The 21,976-nt window shown below is 45.2% G+C and carries 29 protein-coding genes; 18 read left to right on the plus strand and 11 right to left on the minus strand.

Annotated elements, in window-relative coordinates; all coding sequences use genetic code 11:
- Positions 1-79: 79 nt before the first annotated feature.
- The 4 genes from mltG to greA all read left to right on the plus strand — a co-directional run bounded on the left by mltG (position 80) and on the right by greA (position 3,128).
- Positions 80-1,207, plus strand: a complete 1,128-nt coding sequence (mltG, locus tag SFC66_RS07155) for an endolytic transglycosylase MltG (protein WP_411218026.1) — start codon at positions 80-82, stop codon at positions 1,205-1,207.
- A gap of 22 nt (positions 1,208-1,229) precedes the next feature.
- Positions 1,230-1,868, plus strand: coding sequence for an O-methyltransferase (locus SFC66_RS07160; RefSeq protein WP_411218027.1), 639 nt, complete (start codon positions 1,230-1,232; stop codon positions 1,866-1,868).
- Between the two features lie 29 nt (positions 1,869-1,897).
- On the plus strand, positions 1,898-2,524 hold the full coding sequence (udk, locus tag SFC66_RS07165; RefSeq protein ID WP_411218028.1) for a uridine kinase: 627 nt from the start codon (positions 1,898-1,900) through the stop codon (positions 2,522-2,524).
- A gap of 127 nt (positions 2,525-2,651) precedes the next feature.
- Positions 2,652-3,128: a transcription elongation factor GreA gene (greA, locus tag SFC66_RS07170; protein WP_411218029.1), complete on the plus strand. Its 477-nt coding sequence runs from the start codon at positions 2,652-2,654 to the stop codon at positions 3,126-3,128.
- A 48-nt stretch (positions 3,129-3,176) separates the two neighbouring features.
- On the opposite strand, the gene SFC66_RS07175 is transcribed toward greA, so the two are convergent.
- Positions 3,177-3,428 (minus strand): hypothetical protein, encoded by a 252-nt coding sequence (locus SFC66_RS07175; RefSeq protein WP_411218030.1) that lies wholly within the window; start codon positions 3,426-3,428, stop codon positions 3,177-3,179.
- Between the two features lie 218 nt (positions 3,429-3,646).
- On the opposite strand from SFC66_RS07175, the gene SFC66_RS07180 reads away from it, so the two are divergent.
- The 3 genes from SFC66_RS07180 to SFC66_RS07190 all read left to right on the plus strand — a co-directional run bounded on the left by SFC66_RS07180 (position 3,647) and on the right by SFC66_RS07190 (position 5,321).
- A complete protein-coding gene (locus SFC66_RS07180) occupies positions 3,647-4,285 on the plus strand; it encodes a YrrS family protein (protein ID WP_411218031.1) in 639 nt (212 codons plus the stop codon).
- Between the two features lie 33 nt (positions 4,286-4,318).
- Entirely contained in the window at positions 4,319-5,011 is a 693-nt protein-coding gene (gene mtnN, locus SFC66_RS07185; RefSeq protein ID WP_411218032.1) for a 5'-methylthioadenosine/S-adenosylhomocysteine nucleosidase, read from the plus strand.
- Between the two features lie 82 nt (positions 5,012-5,093).
- A complete protein-coding gene (locus tag SFC66_RS07190; RefSeq protein WP_411218033.1) occupies positions 5,094-5,321 on the plus strand; it encodes a YrhC family protein in 228 nt (75 codons plus the stop codon).
- Positions 5,322-5,349: 28 nt separating this feature from the next.
- Here the strand turns inward: SFC66_RS07190 and SFC66_RS07195 are convergent, their stop codons facing one another.
- The 9 genes from SFC66_RS07195 to sda form a co-directional block, all read right to left on the minus strand.
- Positions 5,350-5,475 (minus strand): hypothetical protein, encoded by a 126-nt coding sequence (locus SFC66_RS07195; protein ID WP_411218034.1) that lies wholly within the window; start codon positions 5,473-5,475, stop codon positions 5,350-5,352.
- Between the two features lie 31 nt (positions 5,476-5,506).
- A complete protein-coding gene (gene sigK / locus SFC66_RS07200) occupies positions 5,507-6,205 on the minus strand; it encodes an RNA polymerase sporulation sigma factor SigK (RefSeq protein ID WP_411218035.1) in 699 nt (232 codons plus the stop codon).
- A gap of 227 nt (positions 6,206-6,432) precedes the next feature.
- Positions 6,433-6,840: a monovalent cation/H(+) antiporter subunit G gene (gene mnhG / locus SFC66_RS07205; protein ID WP_411218036.1), complete on the minus strand. Its 408-nt coding sequence runs from the start codon at positions 6,838-6,840 to the stop codon at positions 6,433-6,435.
- Entirely contained in the window at positions 6,821-7,132 is a 312-nt protein-coding gene (locus SFC66_RS07210) for a monovalent cation/H+ antiporter complex subunit F (protein ID WP_411218037.1), read from the minus strand. Before SFC66_RS07210 ends, mnhG begins: the two co-directional genes overlap by 20 nt.
- Positions 7,129-7,605 carry a Na+/H+ antiporter subunit E gene (locus SFC66_RS07215; RefSeq protein ID WP_411218038.1) on the minus strand — a complete coding sequence of 159 codons (477 nt, stop codon included), beginning with the start codon at positions 7,603-7,605 and terminating at the stop codon, positions 7,129-7,131. Before SFC66_RS07215 ends, SFC66_RS07210 begins: the two co-directional genes overlap by 4 nt.
- Before the next feature lies 1 nt (position 7,606).
- Positions 7,607-9,091 (minus strand): Na+/H+ antiporter subunit D, encoded by a 1,485-nt coding sequence (locus SFC66_RS07220; RefSeq protein WP_411218039.1) that lies wholly within the window; start codon positions 9,089-9,091, stop codon positions 7,607-7,609.
- Positions 9,084-9,422: a Na(+)/H(+) antiporter subunit C gene (locus SFC66_RS07225; RefSeq protein ID WP_411218040.1), complete on the minus strand. Its 339-nt coding sequence runs from the start codon at positions 9,420-9,422 to the stop codon at positions 9,084-9,086. The genes SFC66_RS07220 and SFC66_RS07225 overlap by 8 nt, the downstream gene beginning before the upstream one ends.
- On the minus strand, positions 9,422-11,779 hold the full coding sequence (gene mbhE / locus SFC66_RS07230) for a hydrogen gas-evolving membrane-bound hydrogenase subunit E (protein ID WP_411218041.1): 2,358 nt from the start codon (positions 11,777-11,779) through the stop codon (positions 9,422-9,424). Before mbhE ends, SFC66_RS07225 begins: the two co-directional genes overlap by 1 nt.
- Positions 11,780-11,932: 153 nt before the next feature.
- Entirely contained in the window at positions 11,933-12,073 is a 141-nt protein-coding gene (gene sda, locus SFC66_RS07235) for a sporulation histidine kinase inhibitor Sda (protein ID WP_411218042.1), read from the minus strand.
- A gap of 390 nt (positions 12,074-12,463) precedes the next feature.
- Here sda and SFC66_RS07240 point away from each other — a divergent pair, with 390 nt between their 5' ends.
- From SFC66_RS07240 to SFC66_RS07275, 8 genes are read left to right on the plus strand one after another with little or no spacing between them, the layout of a single operon-like run.
- A complete protein-coding gene (locus tag SFC66_RS07240; RefSeq protein WP_411218043.1) occupies positions 12,464-12,979 on the plus strand; it encodes a YqeG family HAD IIIA-type phosphatase in 516 nt (171 codons plus the stop codon).
- Positions 12,980-12,981: 2 nt separating this feature from the next.
- Positions 12,982-14,085: a ribosome biogenesis GTPase YqeH gene (yqeH, locus tag SFC66_RS07245; RefSeq protein WP_411218044.1), complete on the plus strand. Its 1,104-nt coding sequence runs from the start codon at positions 12,982-12,984 to the stop codon at positions 14,083-14,085.
- Positions 14,086-14,099: 14 nt separating this feature from the next.
- A complete protein-coding gene (aroE, locus tag SFC66_RS07250; protein WP_411218045.1) occupies positions 14,100-14,936 on the plus strand; it encodes a shikimate dehydrogenase in 837 nt (278 codons plus the stop codon).
- A gap of 1 nt (position 14,937) precedes the next feature.
- Positions 14,938-15,228, plus strand: a complete 291-nt coding sequence (gene yhbY / locus SFC66_RS07255; RefSeq protein ID WP_411218046.1) for a ribosome assembly RNA-binding protein YhbY — start codon at positions 14,938-14,940, stop codon at positions 15,226-15,228.
- A gap of 11 nt (positions 15,229-15,239) precedes the next feature.
- Positions 15,240-15,809, plus strand: coding sequence for a nicotinate-nucleotide adenylyltransferase (locus SFC66_RS07260; protein ID WP_411218047.1), 570 nt, complete (start codon positions 15,240-15,242; stop codon positions 15,807-15,809).
- Positions 15,796-16,368: a bis(5'-nucleosyl)-tetraphosphatase (symmetrical) YqeK gene (gene yqeK, locus SFC66_RS07265; RefSeq protein ID WP_411218048.1), complete on the plus strand. Its 573-nt coding sequence runs from the start codon at positions 15,796-15,798 to the stop codon at positions 16,366-16,368. The genes SFC66_RS07260 and yqeK overlap by 14 nt, the downstream gene beginning before the upstream one ends.
- Positions 16,368-16,724, plus strand: coding sequence for a ribosome silencing factor (rsfS, locus tag SFC66_RS07270; RefSeq protein ID WP_411218049.1), 357 nt, complete (start codon positions 16,368-16,370; stop codon positions 16,722-16,724). The genes yqeK and rsfS overlap by 1 nt, the downstream gene beginning before the upstream one ends.
- Positions 16,724-17,482 carry a class I SAM-dependent DNA methyltransferase gene (locus SFC66_RS07275; protein ID WP_411218050.1) on the plus strand — a complete coding sequence of 253 codons (759 nt, stop codon included), beginning with the start codon at positions 16,724-16,726 and terminating at the stop codon, positions 17,480-17,482. The genes rsfS and SFC66_RS07275 overlap by 1 nt, the downstream gene beginning before the upstream one ends.
- A 51-nt stretch (positions 17,483-17,533) precedes the next feature.
- Here the strand turns inward: SFC66_RS07275 and comER are convergent, their stop codons facing one another.
- The gene (gene comER, locus SFC66_RS07280; protein ID WP_411218051.1) at positions 17,534-18,397 is read right to left on the minus strand and encodes a late competence protein ComER; all 864 of its coding nucleotides are present in this window, start codon (positions 18,395-18,397) and stop codon (positions 17,534-17,536) included.
- A gap of 57 nt (positions 18,398-18,454) precedes the next feature.
- On the opposite strand from comER, the gene SFC66_RS07285 reads away from it, so the two are divergent.
- The 3 genes from SFC66_RS07285 (at position 18,455) to SFC66_RS07295 (ending at position 21,962) form a co-directional block, all read left to right on the plus strand.
- Positions 18,455-19,072 carry a helix-hairpin-helix domain-containing protein gene (locus tag SFC66_RS07285; RefSeq protein ID WP_411218052.1) on the plus strand — a complete coding sequence of 206 codons (618 nt, stop codon included), beginning with the start codon at positions 18,455-18,457 and terminating at the stop codon, positions 19,070-19,072.
- Positions 19,073-19,137: 65 nt separating this feature from the next.
- On the plus strand, positions 19,138-19,713 hold the full coding sequence (locus SFC66_RS07290) for a ComE operon protein 2 (protein WP_411218053.1): 576 nt from the start codon (positions 19,138-19,140) through the stop codon (positions 19,711-19,713).
- Positions 19,710-21,962, plus strand: coding sequence for a DNA internalization-related competence protein ComEC/Rec2 (locus SFC66_RS07295; protein WP_411218054.1), 2,253 nt, complete (start codon positions 19,710-19,712; stop codon positions 21,960-21,962). Before SFC66_RS07290 ends, SFC66_RS07295 begins: the two co-directional genes overlap by 4 nt.
- The last annotated feature ends 14 nt before the right edge of the window (positions 21,963-21,976 follow it).

The following is a 21,976-nucleotide window of genomic DNA, read 5'->3' on the forward strand; positions in this document are numbered from 1 at the left end:
ATCCGCATAAATCGTCACTCGGGTGGAGGACCACTTGACGTTTATTGTATAATAAGGCGGATAAAGGAGGAAAGATAGCTTGACTGCCTCGAATGATGATCTTATTCAACAGAATCGGGACAGAAGAATGGAGGAAGCAAGCGTCGTGCGGAAAATAGTATTGATGGTAATATCCGTAATAATCGTACTCTTATTAATTGGTGCCCTCGGAACCTTTATCTATGTAAATGCCAGTATGAAAGCTGTCGATTCAGACAATGATACAACACAAGTTGTGGAAGTTCCCATGGGAGCTACCGCGTCCTCGATCGGTCGATCCTTGGAGGAGCAAGGTCTGATCAAGAATGGTTTCATTTTCAGGCTTTACGTAAAGATTAGCGGGGAAGCCAATTTCCGTGCGGGGAATTATGAACTTTCTCCTTCTATGTCCATGCAGCAGATTGTCGATGAACTGAACGATCCAGAGGCGGGGAATACCCCCTCTGCATCTGCTGCCATTCCAGAAGGATCGGATATCGAGGAAATCGGCACCATCCTGTCCGAGTCATTGGGAATAGACCGACAGGCTTTCCTGGATAAGATGAAAGATGAAAATTATATCAAGCAATTGATCAGTGAATACCCGGATATCCTGACAGAGGATATCTTGAATGATGATATACGTTACCCGCTGGAAGGCTACTTGTTTGCTGCCACTTACAGCTTTACGTCAAAGGATGACATAAATGCGGATAAAGTCATCCATATGATGCTGGATAAGTCCCAGCAAATCATTTCGCCATATCTGGACGGCTTCAAACAAAAAGATTTAACCGTGCATGAAGCCCTGACATTTGCATCTCTCGTCGAGAATGAGGCGAGGAATGAAGATGAACGGAAGATGATTGCAGGTATATTCTATAACCGTCTGGCGGATGATATGAGGCTGCAGACAGATCCTACTGTTCTGTATGCATTGGGAGAACATAAGGCTCGCGTGTATTACAAGGACCTGGAAGTGGACTCGCCTTATAATACATATAGAATCAAAGGCCTTCCTGCCGGCCCGATCAGCAACTTCTCGGAAAGTGCCATGGATTCTGTCGTAAATCCGCAGGAATCGGATTATTTGTATTTCCTTGCCGGCGATGACGGGGAAATCTATTATGCGCGGACATTCGACGAGCATGAGGAACTGATCGAAAAGCATATGCACTTAGATGAGTAAGCAGGTAAAGCGAGGAAATGATATGTTACAAGCGATAATGGAATATTTAGAGGAACATGTTGAGCCTTCACCGGATTGGGCTAAACAACTGGAAAAGCTAGCAAAAGAAGATCAGGTTCCGATCATGGAGCCTGTAGGCATACAATTCTTGATGCAGCTGATCCGGCTTCATCAGCCAGCAAAGATTTTGGAAATCGGCACAGCAATCGGTTATTCGGCACTCATGATGCGACATGCAAAACCGGATGCGCGCATCGTGACTGTCGAACGTGATGACATTCGCTACGAGCAGGCTCTCACACATATCGCCCAACAAGGAGCGGATGAAGACATATTGATTCTGAAAGGTGATGCATTCGATCTGGAAGGGACAATACGGGCACATGCGCCATATGATTTTGTTTTCATCGATGCTGCCAAAGGACAATATCAGCGTTTCTTCGAAGCATATAGCGGCATGCTGAGTGAACGCGGTGTGATCGTAAGTGATAATGTCCTGTTCAAAGGGTATGTTGCCGATGATAGTGAAGCAACGCCGCGCAAAGCGAATATTGCAAAGAAAATCCGTAAGTACAACGATTGGCTTTTTGAACATGAAGACTTCCATACGATGATTTTGCCGGTTGGAGATGGAGTAGCTGTCAGCGTGAAGAAGAAATGAATGAGGCAGTAGGAAGAGGAGCAGAAGCAATGGCAAAGAAACCTATCATTATCGGTGTTGCAGGAGGATCAGGGTCTGGTAAGACGTCTGTCACAAGATCGATCTACAAACGATTTACGGATAAGACGATTCTGGTGATCGAACAGGACTCTTATTATAAGGATCAATCTCATCTACCGTTCGAAAAGCGCCTGAACACAAATTATGATCATCCATTTGCTTTTGATAATGAGCTGCTGATGCAGCATTTACAGGCACTTGGGGAACAGCAGGCGATCGAGAAGCCGATTTATGATTACAAAATCCATACACGATCTGAAGAAACGATCCCAGTGGAACCGAAGGATGTCATCATCCTCGAAGGTATCCTGATACTTGAAGATGAACGTCTGCGGGATATGATGGATATCAAAGTATTCGTCGATACAGATGCAGACCTTCGAATCATCCGCAGATTGCTGCGTGACATCAAGGAACGCGGACGGACAATCGATTCCGTGATTGAGCAGTATGTGAATGTAGTGCGTCCCATGCATCTGCAATTCATCGAACCGACGAAGCGATATGCAGACATCATCATACCAGAAGGCGGGGAAAACCACGTAGCCATCGATTTGATGTCTGCGAAGATCGAAACGATCCTCTCTGGGGAGTAATTGGTGACTTGGACAGATAAGTATTGAATTTTTGGCAGTAATCTGCCATAGTATGGAATATGCATGAAAACGCTATAGCAAATAGGTAAAGGGAAAGAATCTTTTAGAGCTCAAGGGGTGGTTGAATTTGGCTACAGAAAAACAATATTACATGACAAATGAAGGTTTGGCGAAGCTGGAGGAAGAATTGGAGTATCTCAAAACGACTCGTCGTCAAGAGGTTGTCGAGCGTATCAAGATTGCTCGCGGTTTCGGTGACTTATCGGAGAACTCCGAATATGACGCGGCGAAGGACGAGCAAGCATTCGTTGAATCCAAAATCGCTACAACAGAAAATATGATCCGCAATGCAGTGATCATTGAAAGTGATACAGACAATCCCGATATGGTTGGGATGGGCAAGACAGTAACTTTCATCGAATTGCCAGAAGGTGATGAAGAAAGTTATACAATAGTCGGAAGCGCAGAAGCGGATCCGTTCGAAGGAAAGATTTCAAATGATTCCCCGATTGCTAAAAGCTTGATCGGGCATGAAGTCGGTGAAGAACTGACTGTCTCCACACCAGGTGGCGACATCCAGGTTAAAATTACCAAAGTGGAATAGACACAAAACGAAAGCTGCTTCCGAATTTTATGGAAGCAGCTTGTTTTATTACATCTGATTCACCATTTGTCCAGATGATTTCTCAAACGGAAAAAAGGGTATAAGCTTTTGCAGGATGAAACTTTCTTTGTCGAGTGAAAGCAAAAAGGAAAAGACGACCTGTTCTTTTACGCTTGCAAAAGATAAACAGCATCCTTCCGGTAAGAAGACTGAAAAAACTTCGGCTTCTTTGTCATAGCCGACATACTCGAATGATTCGTGCCCCCATAGGTTCGTATCCATTCTTGTCACTTTCATCATGTGTATCTTCCTCCCCTTCCACAAGATCCATGATGACTAACCTGCGCTGCTGCATCTGCTTTTTCTTGTTTATATAATTTGATATTTATGCACGTAATCCTTCTGACATGTCAAAAATAGAGACACTTCAACAAAAACATCATACGAAAACAGTTATGATATGACTTTGGGTTCGCCTGACTTCATAGTATAATAGAGAACAATGAGGAGGGATAAGCATGGCGGATGATAATCAGGATTATTCCAGATTGAATAATAAAAACAGACGCAGAAAACCTAGGAAGTGGCTCAGCCTCGTCCTGGCAGCTGCAGGTGTTGCCGTGGTCGTCGTGCTGCTCATAGCAGTTTTAAACGATAAACCATCGATGGATGAGCAAGCGAATAGCCAACAAAACAATAAAACCATCGCAGAACAAATTCAAGGAAACAATGATACTGGCAGCAGTGAAGAAGAAGATAAAGAACAAAGCGACGATGAAAAAAAGAAAGATGACGAAAAAGAGAAAGACAGCAAAAAAGAAGTCGAACCTTCCGATGGTAATGTGAAGGAAGCCTATACGAAGGACTGGGAGCCAGTAGGAACAGAGCAAACAGGGACTCATACAACCACTTTTGAAAAAGGCACCAAAGACTGGAATGAGATTCTTCAGGCAGCGGGCGGAGCAGTCGGCTTGGACCCAGAAACGCTTACACCTTGGTATATCGAAAATAATGGCAATGGCGGCAACGATGTCGTTGCAACCATTTCGGGACCAGGTTCACCAGAAACATTCCGTGTCTACGCCAGTTGGGTGGATGGAGAAGGCTGGCAGGCAACAAAAGTGGAAGTACTGAAACAAAACGACAAGAAAAGTTAGAAATGAATGTTGTGAAGCAGAGGAGCAGACAGAATGACAATCGGTATTATCGGAGCAATGGATGAAGAAGTAGCATTACTGAAAGAAACGATGGAGAACAAAAAGGAAGTTACTGTAGCGGGATATGAAATCATAGAAGGCTCGCTTTCGGATAAACAGGTGGTTCTGCTTAAATCAGGTATCGGAAAAGTGAATGCAGCACTTGCTGCCAGCATGATGATGGAGCGTTACGCACCAACAGCGATAATCAATACTGGTTCGGCCGGAGGATTTGCCGCAAGCCTTGAAGTCGGGGATATTGTCATTTCCGATGCTGTTGTGCACCATGATGTGGATGTGACGGCATTCAACTATGCCTATGGACAAGTACCACAGATGCCGCCTGCTTTCCAAGCGGATGGGCAGCTAGTCCAGCTTGCTAAATCCGTCATTGATGAATTCCCGGATACAAATGCAGAAATCGGTCTTATCGCGACGGGAGATAGCTTCATGTCCGATCCGGCAAGGGTTGCTTTTGTAAGGGAGAAATTCCCGTCCATGCTGGCAGCTGAAATGGAAGCCGCAGCAGTGGCACAAGTTGCCTATCACTACGGAACGCCTTTTGTCATCGTACGGGCATTATCCGATATAGCGGGCAAGGAATCATCAGTGTCATTCGATGCATTTCTGGACCAAGCTGCCCGCAATGCAGCAACATTGATCATGAAGATGGTCGAGCGTTACTGAATACGCGCTGACAGCAATTACCAGGTAATTGCTGTCTTTTTTTATGTTACAATATTGCTAGATTAGAAGAGGAGGCTGCATAATGGAGAAAAGACAGCAACAGCTGCTTGATAGAATTGCGGATTATCGTCGTTTTGCATTGGCGCTTCTGATTCTTGGCAGTTATTTATACCTTGGATCGGTGATCAATGTTTATTTGGCACCTTCAGATAAAGCGAATATATTATTTGCCATGACCGGCGGATGTGTGGTTGCAAGCATTCTCATCTGGTTTGCGATCGAACGATGGAAAAATCAATTGGAAAGCTAAAAGCTCCGGCGCATGCCGGAGCTTTTTTTCAATCCCAGATATTGTCCCAAGTGTAAGCGCCGCCTATTAAAAGCAGGACCAAGAAGGCAGCAATGAGCACTCCCGTACTTGTTTTCTGCTGATAATGAGAGATGTAGTGACCATTTGCATACATAGTTATTGCCTCCTTTTTAGCTCCTGGGTTCTCATGTGCGGTGCTGTCGGTAATATTCATGGAAAATCTTCATCAAAGCACGTTTTTCGATGCGGGAAACATAGCTGCGGGAAATATTCAACTTCTTGGCGATTTCACGTTGTGTCATATCTTCTTCATTATTCAACCCGTATCGGCTGACGATCACTTCTTTTTCCCGTCCATCCAGTATGTCGATATATTCCTTTATCTTCTCCACTTCCATATTCAGCTGGATATATTCGATGATATCTTCATTTTCTGCTTGCAGGATGTCGATGAGACTGATTTCATTTCCTTCTTTATCCTGTCCGATTGGATCATGCAGGGAGATATCTTTCTTGGTTTTTTTCAAAGCCCGCAGATGCATCAGGATTTCATTTTCGATGCATCTGGCTGCATATGTAGCAAGTTTTGTCCCTTTGTCGCTCGAATAACTTTCAATACCTTTGATCAAACCAATCGTTCCGATCGAAATAAGATCTTCCGAATCCTCACCGGTATTCTCAAATTTCTTCACAATATGGGCGACCAGACGCAGATTGTGTTCAATCAACTTATTACGGCTGACTTCATCTCCTTGCTGCATCCTTTCAATATGCAATGCTTCCTCATCGGGCGGAAGCGGCTGAGGGAATGCATGATTCTTTACATAAGAAACGAAGAACATCGCTTCTTTCACTAGAAGTCCGATAGCACCGATAATACTCATCTCGTTGCACCTCCTGTACACTCTCAAGGAATGCCTATACACTCACTGTATGTGAAGGAGTCTCTGAAAGTGTCTGTCCGGGGCAAGACAATATCAAATTGATCATAAGTAAGAGCAAAACAATAAATGCGAAAAGGGATGATAACGGGTGTATGTATGGAAAAAACCGAAATTCCTGGCAAATCTGCATGCGATTTGTCTTGGATTTCGGTTTATCACTGGTTAGCTTATTTCTGTTGCAGACGCTTTGACTTTTGTTGTTGTTTTTGTCTGCGCTTTTCCGCATCGATTGCTTCTTGATACTGGTCTTTTAAAGTGCCATATGGTTTTGCTCCGCGAAGATGGGCTGCCCTTGAGATTAAATGACTGGCTACAGGGGTGGTAAGCAGTACGAAAAGCATACCTAAAATAAGTTTTCCGCTTATGATTCCATATTCCGTGTAGTGGAATATACAAGCGCCGATAAGTATGAGTGAAACTCCCAAAGTAGAACTCTTACTTGCCGCATGAAGCCTTGTGTAAATGTCAGGGAAGCGCAATACACCGACTGATGCTGTGAACATGCTGAAAGTCCCGCCAATCAGGAAGATGATGACCAAAACATCAAGGATGATATCAATCGTCTTCTGTATCAATCAAATCACCCTTTTCCAAGTAAATTGCAATCGCTACTGTCCCGATGAATAAAAGGATACCAATAAGCAGAACGATATCATTGAAGTTAGGCGTGATCAAGACGATTGCCAGCAAAGCAGCAAATGCCATGATATTTATGCCTATGGCATCAAGTGCAACAGCTCGATCAGCATTCGTCGGACCTTTCATCACACGTATGATCAGCAAGAGCATCGAAATACTCAGTGCAATCATACAGATAATGGAAATGGATTGGATGATCTCCGCAAAATTATCATGCAGCACGCTCATCTTGTCACCTCCATGATATGTTTTTCAAAGCTATCTTTGATGCTGTGGACAGCTTCTTTCATATCGATGATATCCATGGCATGGATGTACATTTCCTTTTTATCAGGGGAGATTGCCAGGGTGACAGTGCCTGGTGTCAGCGTAATCAATGTAGCTAACAGCGTTATTTCCCAATCGGTCTTCAATTCGGTTTCGAGTGTGAAAATGCCCGGGTTGATATCCAGCCGTTTCGCATAAACAAGTTTTGTGATCTCATAATTCGAAAGGACAAGCTCTTTAATGAAGATCAGCAGCAGTGACACTATCTTGTACACTCTTCTTAAGTAGAACGGGCCATTCAGAAAGCGGCGCAGTAGGAATAACAGTGCAATACCGACAATATAACCTGTTACGAACCCGGATATGGTGTATGACTCGCCCAGGAACATCCACATGAAGGAAACAAGCAAGTTTATACATATTTGAAAAGCCATTCTAACGTCCCTCCTTCAATACGAGCTCGATATAATCCTCGGGACTCAGGAGATATTCCGCTATTTGCTGTACAACAGGAAGGACAGCTTCTGCACCGACACCCAGAAAGACTGTCAGCAGCATCAATAATCCTGCTGGCATAAGATGTCGCAGGGTGTGAGTTTTCTGTACAGTACCGGTTTCGCCTTCTCCCCAAAATATGTGGATGAAAGCTCTCACGATGGATAGCAGAATCAGCAAACTTGTCAGCAGCATGATGATCACTGTAACAGTTTCCCCTTTTTCAAAAGCACCCCTGACAAGAAGGAGCTTGCCAATGAATCCACTGAATGGCGGGACACCGGCAAGGACAAGACCGGCAAGGAAGAACATCCATCCCAATATAGGGTGGGAACGAATCATTCCGCCCATGCTCTTGATATCCGACGTACCCGCAAGTGCGGTAATACTGCCAGCGAGCAAGAACAATGCTGCTTTGACGATCATATCCTGAAGCAGATAATATGTCGTTCCGCTTAGCCCGGATTCATTGAACATGCCTATTCCGACAAACATGAATCCAATGGCAGGGATGATGTTATATGCCACGATCAATTTGATGTTTCGAGATGCCAATGCTCCAATCACACCCAACAGCATTGTCAAATTACCGATCCAAATGAACAGCTGATCCATGATATCCGGCTGCTGGTGGAAGATGAGTGTGAACGTGCGGATCAGGGAATAAATACCGACTTTGGTCAAAAGTGCACCAAATAGGGCCGATACAACCGAATTAGGTACGATGTAAGAGCGAGGAAGCCAGTAGTACAGCGGAAAAGCCGCTCCTTTGGTAGCAAAGACAAAGAAAAACAAAATGCCGACCGTCGTGATGATTCCAGGCTCATCAGCAGCAGCGGCCCTTTCAGCCAGCTGTGCCATGTTGACCGTACCCAATACAGAATAAAGATAAGAGACAGCTATTACAAACAGCATCGATGAAAAAAGATTGATCAAGACATACTTGATCGATTCGCGAAGCTGTCCTTTTTTTCCACCATGCGTGATAAGTGCATACGACGCCATGAGCAATACTTCAAAGAAAACGAATAAGTTGAACAGGTCTCCTGTCACAAAGGCACCGGACACCCCTGTCACCAATAGGAATACAAACGTGTAGAAATAATAACTTTCCTGTTCCTCGGATACCGAAGCAGGAGCGTACCAAACGACAGCTATCAGGATGATGGAAGTCGTCAGTACCAAGAGTGCACTTAAAGGATCGAGCACAAGGACGATCCCAAATGGCGCCGCAAAATTCCCTGCTTCAAGTACAACGCTGCCGCTGGTTAATACATGGATGAGAAGCAGCAGCATCACCCCGACATGAATGACTGCAAATAACAAGGCCAACGAGCGTGTGAGTCGGGTGCGGTTGTGGAAGAATGCCAGCAATAAACCGGCAATCAATGGAATCAATATCGGTAAAATAGCTAGATTAGTCATGTTCGATACCTCTTAATTCTTCCATATTATCGGTTCCGTTCAATTTGACAGCCCGATAAGCAAGTACAAGCAGCAAGCTCGTCACACCGAAGCTGATGACGATCGATGTAAGGATGAGCGCTTGGGGGAGCGGATCCGTATAGTTTTCCGTTCCTTCAGTCAGAACAGGTGCAGCACCGCGTTTTAATTTACCCATCGTCAAAATGAATAAATGCGCTGCGTGGGACAGCAGGGTCGTTCCGATGATGATCCGGAGCAGCTGCTTTTGAAGAATGTTGTATACAGCAAATCCGAAAAGGATGCTGGCAACAATGATCATGATGATTTCCATCAGCGGTCGCCTCCTTTATGTCGCAGCTTGATGAGGGAATAGATTCCCAGAGCAGCGATTGCCAATACGGTTATTTCGAATAAAGTATCCAGTCCCCGGAAGTCGACCAGTATGACGTTGACGATATTATCGCCGCCCCCAAGTTTATAGGAATTGTCGACGAAATAGCCTGAAATGGTCGGAAACAGTCTTTGACTGTAAGCAGCCAAGCCTACCAGCATCATCATGAGACCACAAAGCGATGCGATGATGATATTGGTTATTTTTTTGGACAGTTTTGCTTTCTTATCTTGTTTCAATTCGGGCAAATGCCGGAAGCAAGATAGGAACAAGACGACTGTGATCGTCTCAATGCTGAGTTGCGTCAAAGCAAGATCCGGTGCGCGGAATAGAACGAACAACAGCGATAGCCCATAGCCGACGACACCCAAAATGATGACTGCTGTCAGCTTTCTCTTTGACACGGTGCTCCCGAATGCTGCAGCTATCATGATGAAGGCTACGGCAAGTTCGGGCAGGCTTTGCGGCAATGAAACAGGTGAGGCGTCTATGGCTGATAAGTCAAGAGAGTTGGTGGCGAATAACATCGCGAGTGTCAACACAGAAACAGAAGTCAAAATGATGCTGTTGTATTGACGAAGTGAGCCGTTGACAAGTCTGTCGTTGACTCTTTTTGTCTGATTTTCGCTGGCAGATAGAAGCGAAGCATATACAGTATTCCCGGAGAGTTTTCCAGGGAGCAGTCTGTATAACCCCTTCCAGTAGTTCCTTGTAAGATAGAACAAAATACCTGCGGCGACTACGATCAGAGACATGATGAACGCAGGTACGATACCATGCCAGAAATGGATGCTATGTGCCTTCACGGGCTCACCATAGACCGCATTTGCTGCCGGCTGAAGCAAGTGCCGGCTGAACCAGTTCGGGAAGATACTGATCAACAGGACGCCGGAAACAAGCAGGACAGGCGCTGCCAGCATCCCGAATCTGGGATCGTGTGTTTTTTCTGCAGTCTGTTTTTCTGCTTTTCCGGTAAACGTTTGAAAATAAAAGTACATGCTGTACACAAATGTAAAGATGCTGCCTGCAACAGCAGCATATGGTACAACCGCGGCCAACACTGCTGAAAAGTCTGAATTCAATACGCGATCCGCGCTCAAGTCCCAGGAGCTTTTGAAGAATTCTTCTTTACTGTAAAAGCCATTGAGAATCGGAAGCGGCACGCCAGCCATGGAGAAAGATGCTAAAACACTGATTATCCCGGTAACCGGCATTAGTTTCCAAAGTCCGCCGAGTCTTTGGATATCCCTTGTACCAGTTTCATGGTCGATTATGCCCACAGCCATGAACAAGCTGCCTTTGAATACGGCATGATTGAGGATATGGAACATGGCAGCGAAAAGGGCAGCTTCGGTTCCGTATCCGATCATCGCCATGATCATACCAAGCTGGCTGATGGTGGAAAAGGCGAGTATCCCTTTGAGATCAGTCTGTCTGACAGCCATATAAGAGCCCCAGAATAAGGTGACAAGGCCGATTAGGGTGACAGCGATGAAAAACGCTTCGCTTTCCTTGAAAACAGGAGTGAAACGGAGGAGCAGGAAGAGTCCCGCTTTCACCATGGTGGCTGAGTGCAAGTAGGCACTTACCGGTGTAGGAGCTTCCATCGCATCTGGCAGCCAAATATGGAATGGGAATTGAGCCGATTTTGTACAAGCAGCCAGAAGCAGCAGTATAAGTATCAGCGGAAACCAATCATTGCTCAGGATTATGTCTCCCTTTGCCAAAATTTCACGGATGCTTGCTGTTCCTGTCACCATATGGAGAAGTGCCAATCCGCCGAGCAAGGAAAATCCCCCAAGAAATGTGATCAGCATGGATTTCAATGCTCCATCTGTGGAGGACTTCCTGGTGAACCAATAACTGATCAATAAAAAGGACGATACGGATGTGAGTTCCCAGAAGGTATAAAGTGCGTAGATATTATCCGAAGTGACAATACCGAGCATGGCTCCCATGAACAACAGCAGATACACATAGAAAGAACCAAGACTCTCATGACGTTCCATATAAAATATGGAATAGAATGCAACGAGAACACCGATTCCGCTGATCAATAACGCGAAGAATATGGCCAGTCCATCCGTATAAAAAGTCAGATTCAGGTCAAGCGACGGTATCCAAGTGTAATGGTAAAGGTTGTCGGTTTCTCCACTGATGAGAAGTGTCAGGAAATAAATGAAGATAGTGAGTGATGCAAAAAGTGCTGCATACCCGGTATGTATGATTTGCTTGAATCCAGCAAGGAAAGGAATGAATAGAGCAATCAAGAATGGCAGTAGTATGACAAAAATCATGTGATGGCAGTCCTCCTCTGTTAAGCGGGATGATGTCCCTTCAAAAGAAAGATGGTATCCCAAATATTCTTATACCCAATACTAGTACACTTTAAGCCTTTTTGGTGAAGAAAAAAACCTTGCCGACCCGGCAAGGCTTTAGGGAGACGATGTTCAGCTGGTGTAACGGATCTTATGTGATAAGCCCCGTGATTGGATTTCTTTTTCGATTAGATGAATAAACTCTTGGCTCAAGTGGAGTTCGTTCGCCTTGTGGTATGATTCGATCAGCAATTCATCCGATAGATGTTTCATCTTGCATTCCTCCTGATTGGAGATGACTTACCAGTTTGCAGATCTCTGTAAGTGGGTTGGGGAGTTGATTAAGTTATTAATAATGTATCACGAAAAAAATAGAGGGACAAGACGGTAGTTATCTACAGAAAACTGTTTATAACCTGTAGATAACATGTTTATATCTTTATAAAAATGTTCTTTATTGCTGTTGATAATGTGGACATAGTTATCCACAATAATGAAGCGTGTAGAGATTTGTCGAACGGTTTTGCTTCTGTTTGCATAGCTTTGGCATACAGAAAGGTCGAAAAAAAGCAGAACAAGGAAAGATTTTTTTGAAACCATCGTGAAAATGCCTTATGATGGGTAAGTAACTGTTGAAGTGCACGAGATCGGAGGAAATCCATAATGCTAAAGAAGTTCTTGCCAAACGAGCATGTAAAGAGCATTTTTGATATAAAACCAGAAAAATTAAAAGCACAGGGAATCAAAGGTATCATTACGGATCTGGACAATACCTTGGTCGCGTGGGATGTTGTGGATGCTACACCGGAAGTTACCGAATGGTTCAAGGAAATGCGTGCTCATGATATTAAAATCACGATTATATCCAATAATAACGAGCAGCGAGTGAAAGTCTTCTCAGAACCGCTGGAGATCCCCTTTGTCTATAGTGCCAGAAAGCCGCTTGGACGAGCCTTTAAGCAAGCTGTGAAGCAGATGAACCTTAAGAAGGATGAAATCGTCATGATCGGCGATCAGCTCCTTACGGATGTTTTAGGGGGGAATCTGGCTGGTTTCTATACGATTGTTGTCGTACCTATTGTGAAAACGGATGGTAAAATAACCAGGATCAACCGGATGATCGAAAGACGGATACTTAACTATTTCAGAAGAAAAGGGAAGATTACATGGGAGGAATGAATGTGGAAGAATTGATTTGCCAAGGATGCGGCGCGCCTATCCAATCAGAAGACGCATCTTTGCCAGGTTTTATCCCAGCATCAGCATTAGGGAAAAATGATGAGGTCATCTGTAAGCGCTGCTTCCGGCTCAAGCATTACAATGAGGTCCAGGATGTTGCAGTGACGGACGATGACTTCTTTACGTTGATCAGTGAAATCAATAACAAAGAAGGTCTTGTCATCAAGCTGGTGGATATATTCGATTTCAATGGAAGTTTCATTTCCAGCATCAAGCGACTTGTCGGTGATAAACCGATCATACTTGTCGGGAACAAAGTGGACTTGCTGCCTAAATCGACGAATCACGAGCGTGTCAAACAGTGGCTGCGCGGAGCGGCGAAACAATATGGCATCCAAGTTGAGGATGTACACTTGATTTCGGCTAAACGTGGTATCGGGATGCCGGAGCTGGAAGATAGCATTCAGGACTTGCGGGATGGACAGGATGTATATGTCGTTGGCAGCACGAATGTCGGTAAATCCACCTTCATCAATGCACTGATCAAGCATTCCACAGGTATAAATGATGCTATCACCACGTCCTATTATCCTGGTACGACGCTTGGATTCATTGATATTCCGCTGGATGATACAAGCTCCCTTTATGATACACCGGGAATTGTCAACCGCCAGCAGATTGCGCATTATGTGACGGAGAAAGACTTGAAAACCATCACACCGAATAAAGAGATAAAAGCGCGTATCTTCCAGTTGAATGATAAGCAGACATTATTCATCGGAGGTTTGGCACGAATCGATTTCGAAAAAGGGGAGCGTCAGCCATTCGTCTGTTATTTCTCCAATGCACTCGATATCCATCGTACCAAGCTTGAAAACGCTGATGCACTTTATGAGCGGCAAAAAGGGGAGATGCTGACACCTCCGCACAAGGAGCAGCTGGAGCACTTTCCGCCATTCAAGAAATCAACATTCAGAATAAAAGATCAAAAAACGGATATCGTCATACCGGGATTGGGATGGATAACGCTGACGGGCGAACCTGCTTCTGTTACAGTCCATACACCTGAAGGCGTACCGGCAACAGTCCGCAGATCATTAATCTAAAGGGGAGCGAGAAGATGAGCATATTGAAGTTAGGCCTGATCGGCCATCCGGTGGAGCAATCTTTATCACCATGGATTCATTCTCAATTCATGGAGCAAGCTGGTATCGAGGGAGAATATAACTTATATCCGATCGAACCAGAAGCTTTTGATACAAAAATAAAAGCTTTGATGCAAAGCGGGATAGATGGCTTCAATATTACAGTTCCTTATAAACAGCGCATCATCCCATTTTTGGATGAACTCGATCCGGATGCCGAGAAAATCGGAGCAGTGAATACAGCTGTGCGTAAGAACGGCAAATGGATCGGGTATAATACCGACGGATCGGGATATGTACGTGCAATGGAACAAGTGATTCCTGCCAAGGATTCATTGCATATCCTTATGCTCGGCGCTGGGGGAGCGGCTCGCGGCATATACCGTGCACTGGTTGCACAGGGTTTTCGTTATGTCGATATCGCCAACCGGACCATTTCGAAAGCAGAACAGCTGCTGCAGTTACAAGAGCCGGAAACTGTCACAGAAATCCTTTCCTATCGAGAAGCAGAGCAGCAGCTTTCCACTTATGATGTTATCATTCATACATCCAGTGTCGGCATGAGTCCGAACTCGGATGAGCAGATCATCTCGATGACCGGTCTTAAATCAGGAGCGGTGGTGAGTGACATTGTTTACAAACCGATTGAAACAAAACTGCTTCAATCGGCAAATCAGCAGAAAGCAAGCATCCATCATGGTCACAGCATGCTTTTATACCAAGCACAATACGCATTTGAAATCTGGTCAGGTAAACAAGTCACGATCGGTGACTTGCTGCATCGTCTGGAACAAAGATTAACGGAGGCATAATATGTTAACAGGTAAACAAAAAAGATATCTACGTGCACAGGCACATAATTTGAAACCGATTTTCCAAGTTGGAAAAATCGGTGTGAATGATAATATGCTCGTTCAGATTGGCGAAGCATTGGAGAAACGGGAATTGATCAAAGTGAGCCTGCTTCAGAACTGCATCGAAGATAAAGAAGATGTAGCTGCTGCAATCGAAGAGGGCATCGGCGCAGATATTGTGCAAATCATCGGAAGCACGATCATCCTGTATAGGGAATCCGAGGAACATAAACAGATCAAGCTGCCATAAAGGAGTACGTCATGAAAAAAGTCGGGCTATTGGGAGGGACATTCGATCCGCCGCATCTCGGACATTTATTCATAGCGCAGGAAGTCCAGTACAGATTGGGATTGGATGAAGTTTGGTTCATCCCTGCCTATGAAGCTCCGCATAAAGCAAAGTCCCGGACGGATGCTGGTATACGTCTGGAGATGGTGCAGGCTGCCATTGCGGATAACAAGCACTTTCGCATGGAACCGATCGAGGTGGATCGTTTAGGCAAAGCCTACACATTTGATACAATAACACTGTTGCAGGAAATGCATCCTGGGACTGCATTCCACTTCATCATAGGTGCCGATTTGGTAGAAAGTCTGCATACCTGGTATCGTATCGATGAATTAGTCGACATAGTGACATTTGCAGGAGTCGGCCGGCCGGGATATGAATTGAAGACCACTTATCCGGTCACATATGTCGATATCCCGGAGCTGGAGATATCCTCGAGCATGATCCGCGAACGTGTCGAACAAGGAGCACCTGTACATTATCTTTTGAAAGATGAAGTGTCCGATATCATAAAGGAGCAAAAGCTGTATGCAGAGAGATAAAGCATTGGCGATCGTCGAGAAACAATTAAAGAAACCACGTTATGAACATACTATACGTGTCATGGATACAAGTATCAGACTGGCAAAACAGTATGGTGCAGATGAGAAAAAAGCAGAACTTGCGGCTATTTTTCATGACTATGCAAAATATCGCCCGCTTGAGGAAATGAAGCGCTGGATCATCTCGGAACGCTTACCGAAGGACTTGCTGGATTATCATCATGAATTATGGCATGGACCTGTCGGCGCACTGATGGTGAAACGCGAAGTTGGTATCAGTGATCCGGAAGTACTGCATAGCATCTCGGTGCACACTACTGGTTGTGTGGGGATGACCATATTGGATAAAGTAGTCTTCCTTGCGGATTATATTGAACCAGGCCGTGCTTTTCCCGGTGTTGATGAAGTCCGTAAAGTCAGTGAGAAAGATTTGGATAAGGCATGCTGGATGGCTTCCCGAAACACGATTGAAATGCTCGTTTCGTTGAATCGGAAAGTATATCCGGACACGTTCCATGCTTATAATGATTTATTACATTTTACTGGAGGTAACAGGTGATGGAGAGTATTGAATTAGCACAATTGGCAGCAAATGCTGCAGACGCGGTCAGAGGGGAAGATGTCGTTTTATTGGAAATGCAGGAGGTCTCCCTGATTGCGGATTACTTCATGATTTGTCATGGGACAAGTGAACGCCAAGTGCAGGCAATAGCGAGACGGATCAAAGAGAAAGCAGAGGAAGCTGGAGCAGAAGTGAAGCGTATGGAAGGGATGGATCAGTCGAGATGGGTGCTTGTGGACCTTGGGGACGTCGTCTGTCATGTATTCCACATCGATGAACGCAGATACTATAATTTGGAACGCCTGTGGGGAGATGCACCGCAAGTCGAACCGGTATTCTCCCAAGAGAGCTGATGGCGGCATACGAACGGCTTGCTGCCGTATATGAGCGACTGATGCAGGATGCTCCTTATGAGCCTTGGCAGCAGTTCATGCAGCAAATATTCCAGAAATATACCCAAATCGAAATCAAGGATATTGCCGATTTAGGGTGTGGGACTGGTTTTGTCACAAGACAGTTAGCAAATGCAGGCTACCGTATGACAGGAATCGATCAATCCGAGAACATGCTTGCCTATGCCGCTTCCCGTGATACAAATCAGCAAGTCCGCTGGATACAGCAGGACTTGCGGGAGTTGGACACGGTAAAAGCGGATGCTGCTATCAGTATGTTTGATGTGATTAACTATATTACGTCACCAGCAGATGTGAAGCAAGCTTTCTTGAAGATTTTCGACATGCTGAACCCGGGCGGTATTTTCATTTTTGATGTACATAGCATTAAGCATATCGAAGAGGATCTAGCGGGGCAGGTCTTTGCAGAAATCCACGACGATCTTTCTTATACTTGGTTCTGTGAAGCAGGGAAAGAACAGGGTGAGGTTTTTCATGACTTGACTTTCTTCACAAAAGAGTCGAATACTGAAAAATACGATCGCTTTGATGAATATCACCATCAGCGTACATATTCCATCGATACGTATCACTCTTGGCTGGAAGAAGCAGGTTTCCAAGTTTGCGGCGTTTACGGTGATTTTGACGCGAGTGAAACAGTCCAGTTGGAAGATTCAGATCGATTATTTTTTGCATGTTTGAAAAACCAGGACGCATAAAATGCTGCCTGGTTTTTTTTATGCAGGAAAAGCAAGAAGTGTGTCGAATACTTATTTGTACAGCTCCTTTTTGATTACTTCCTTCTCGTCATAATACTTCCGATGCGTCGCTTGAAACACCTGAGGAAAAACCTCCGTCATTTCTTTTTCCAGCACACTGATGCCTTCCCCGGTGATACCGCCTTTCACACACACCTTTTTTATCAGTTCTTCCAATGTATAATGTCCGTTTGCCAATAAAGTGCCGAGCCCGATGAGCATCTCTGATGTGAGATGTGTGGCCTGTTCTTTTGAGATCGTTGTTTCACTTACAGCTCCGTCGATGAAGCGCTGTGCCAAGTAACCAAAAAATGCGGGACCGCATGAGACGATATCAGAAGAAACCCTGGTTATATCTTCCTGTATGAATACAGGATTGGAATAGCTGCTGGTAAGATCGATCAATTTCGCTTTGTTATGGTTCGACAGGCTCGTGCCGAAAGTCAGTAATGTAGCGCCCGATGCTGCTCTGTTCGTGATGCTTGGTATCGCCCGTGCCACTTGGCAAGGCACTAGAGCTTCAAGATCCTCAATCGAAAATGGACTTGTGATCGAGACGAGAACCTGGTCGGTTTTCAATAAAGGCTGGAGCTCGTGACAGACTCCTTGGATATGCGGCGGACGGACGCATATAAACAAAATATCAGCTTGATCTGCTATTTGACTGATTGAATTAGCCACGCTGATGGACGGAAATGTGTTTTTCCACTTTAATGACTTTTCTGTCGACCGATTCAGGATCACTATATCGTCCGCGGAGATTGCCCCGGTATTTATCCATGTCTCAAGTAACATACCGCCCATATTGCCGACTCCGATTATTCCCCACTTCGTCATTTCAAACTCCTCCTCTGCTTGTTTGCTATCTGTAGCCAATTTACACTGTTACCCATTGTATGTTTTGTGTCTTGAAATATGAAAGGAGGTTGTATCATGCACTTGCTGAAGCGATACAGTTGGCTGATCATACTGCTGGGTATGGTATGTGTATTCTTATTTTCGTGGATGAAAGACACAAAGAAAGATGCAGCAGTACAGCCACTGCATGAAACACCGGAGGGAGCTGCTGCTCCGCTGCTGGAGGAAGCAGCGCCTTCTCAAGTCGAGCCAGCAGCCGTGGGGAGTGAACAAGTGGTAGTGGATATAAAAGGAGAGGTAAGAAATCCCGGCGTGTATGAACTTGCTCCTGACAGCAGGGTGGAGGGGGCTATCAAGGCAGCTGGCGGTGTAACGGAAAACGCAGAAGGGCGGAGTATCAATCTTGCGCAGCGTGTTGCGGATGAGCAGGTGATTTATGTAGCAGCTGTCGGAGAAGCGGAAGTATCCATCCCTGCAGCCTCAAGTGCAAATGAAGCAGCTGATAAAATAAATATCAACCAAGCTGATGCACAGGAATTGACCGAGCTGAATGGGGTGGGAGAAGCAAAGGCGCAAGCTATCATCACATATCGGGAGGAAAGCGGGCCGTTCACTTCGGTCGATCAGCTTATGGAAGTGCCGGGTATCGGGGAGAAATCCTTGGAGAATATGAAGGAACAAATCGGCTTGTAAGGTTGTTGACGGATGGATAGGGGGGTTGTACACTTACTCTAGAATGAGAAAGGTGGCGAAGTGTCATGAAAAGAATAGCTTGGAATCAATACTTTATGGCGCAAAGCCACTTATTGGCCTTGCGAAGTACTTGTCAGCGGCTGATGGTCGGTGCAACGATCGTTCGTGACAAGCGCATCATAGCCGGAGGTTACAATGGCAGTGTTACGGGCAGTAAGCATTGTGTCGATGAAGGCTGCTATGTGATTGATGGTCATTGTGTACGTACTGTGCATGCGGAAATGAATGCCCTGTTGCAATGCGCGAAATTCGGGGTCCCCACGGAAGGGGCAGAGATATATGTGACTCACTTCCCATGTCTGCAATGCTGCAAAGCGTTGATACAGGCTGGCATCAAAACGGTGTACTATGCGAATGACTATAAAAATCATCCGTATGCAGTTGAACTTTTTGCAGAAGCGGGCGTCAGGACGGAACAGGTGGCACTCGATGCAGTCGTTGTGGATACACAGCCGCAAGAAACTCGCGATCTGATGGAAAAAGTTGTTGACAAGCTTACCCAATTTGGTGATGAAGAAAGTCAGCAGCTCGCTGCTGAAGCTTCATCGCGCTATCAATTAACGTACAAAGAACAAGTATGATCGGCAGATGGCATATTATTGCGCTGGCAGCCCTTGGTGGTTTGCTGGCGCATTCCATTTCAATCTATTTGCTGCTAGCAGTCCTTATCTGGCTGCTTCTCCTGTATCAAACAAAGCGTCTCCCCCTCCAAATATCCCTCTTGTCCTTATTCGCTGCACTTTTGTTTTTTACCAACAGCATTTTCGGACAATCGGTTCCTCCTGATTTACCGCAGGAAAAAAAGATCCAGCTCAATTCTTCCATCTCCAGCCTTTCCGAAACAAACGAATTTATCCGATTCCTTGCAAAAGATCCTTCCGGTTCTGCATCCATCCAAGTGACGTATTTCAAGCAAGATGGACAAGAAAGGCTGCAGGGAGTCACAGAAGGTGCATCGTGCATAATCGAAGGTGAACTTGAACAGCCTGATGCTGCTACGAATCCTGGGGAATTCGACTATCGGAATCACTTAAAGCAGCAAGGTGTCCATTATGAGATGGAGCTGGAAAATAAGGAAGCTGTTTCTTGCACCGGAAGATCTCCATTCAACCATTTGCATAGAGCACGCTCTGTTTTTTTGGATCGAGCAGACATGGTTCTTGACCCAGATACAGCGGCTTGGGTGCAGGCGATGATTGCCGGCGAAGACAGTAATATGGATGAAGATACAATCGAGTTATTCAATCGCTGGAGCTTGTCACATATCCTTGCCATAAGCGGCATGCACATTGCTTTGTTTTCAGCGATTCTTTATTTCGTCTTGACCAAACTCCAGCTGCTTACAATCGAGAAAACGACTTGGGTGTTATTTGTTTTCCTCGCGGTTTATCCCGTTTTTGCCGGCGGAGAGCCTTCTGTATGGCGTTCTTCTTTGATGGTGATGCTAATCATGATGCTTACCCGATTTAGGATAAGGCTGCCAATCATCGATAGCATCAGTATTGTTTTCCTGCTTTTGCTTGTCCTCGATCCAAGCTATTTGTTTCATATCGGCTTTCAGTTTTCTTTTCTTGTCAGTTTGGCATTGCTTTTGTCAGCACGGCTGTATACGGGATCCTTTATCAGTGCGCTGCTGGAAACCAGTTTGCTGAGTCAGCTTGTCATCCTTCCGCTTCAGGTCTCGCAGTTTTATTTCCTCAATCCGCTTTCTGTCTTGTTGAATCTCTTCGCCATTCCTTTTTATACTTTCATTGCGATTCCGCTGCTATTGTTGATCAGTGTTCTCCTATTTCCATGGCCGCAAGCTGCTGCCCTATTTGGAGAGGTATATCGATATTTGAATGATTTTGTAATCGTAGTCATCGGATGGGTGGACTCGGTGGCATTCTTTCCTTGGGTGACTGGGAAACTGCCGATAGCTTTGACTTTACTTTATTTTGCTGTACTTATCTTATTCTGTTCAGCCTGGGAAAAAGGCAGACGGAAAAAAGCCATCGGTTATGGAGCTTTGCTTACAGCTGTTCCCATGGCTGCAGTACTGCTGCCATATACGAGCAGCACCGGGTATGTGACGATGCTTGATATCGGCCAAGGCGATGCGTTTGTCATTGAATTGCCGTATCGGAAAGGTGTTTATCTCATCGATGCAGCAGGCAGTGTAGGGATGGATTTCAAGCCGACAGATAAAAATTTCGAACAAGTGATCAAACCATATCTTCATCAGCGGGGGATTGTCAAAGTGGACGGCATTTTTGCCAGTCACGCAGATCATGATCATATCGGAAGCATTGGTAAGCTGACGGAGGATTTCCATGTGGGTTGGGTACGCACATCTGTTTATTTCGACCGTTCCAAAACAGTGCTATGGAATCATGATACAGAAATCATTCCTTGGCAAACAGGAGAGCTGCTTCGGCTTCCGGACTGGAATGTGCAGCTGCTGGCACCTGTGAGGGATAAAAATGATCCTAACAAGAATTCGCTTGTCATGTATACAATGCTTGGCGGAAAGAGCTGGCTCTTTACCGGGGATATCGGGAAAGAAGAAGAAAAGGAGCTTATCAAACGTTATCCATCCCTGGACGCAGATGTATTGAAAGTAGGGCACCATGGCAGCAATACATCGTCTGATTCTGCTTTTCTGCAGCATATCAAGCCGGAAACAGCGCTTATTTCGGCTGGCCGGAACAATCGGTACGGACATCCAGCTCCGGAGGTATTGGAGGTGCTGGAACAACAAAATATCCGTATCTGGAGAACAGATACGGATGGGGCGGTTGTCTATACCTTCTCGGAAAAGACAGGCACATTCAGCCCGTTTCTCCCATAAGATACGGTAGTTGT

Source organism: Terribacillus saccharophilus (assembly GCF_046592895.1).
GTDB classification, from domain to species: Bacteria; Bacillota; Bacilli; order Bacillales; family Amphibacillaceae; genus Terribacillus; species Terribacillus saccharophilus_D.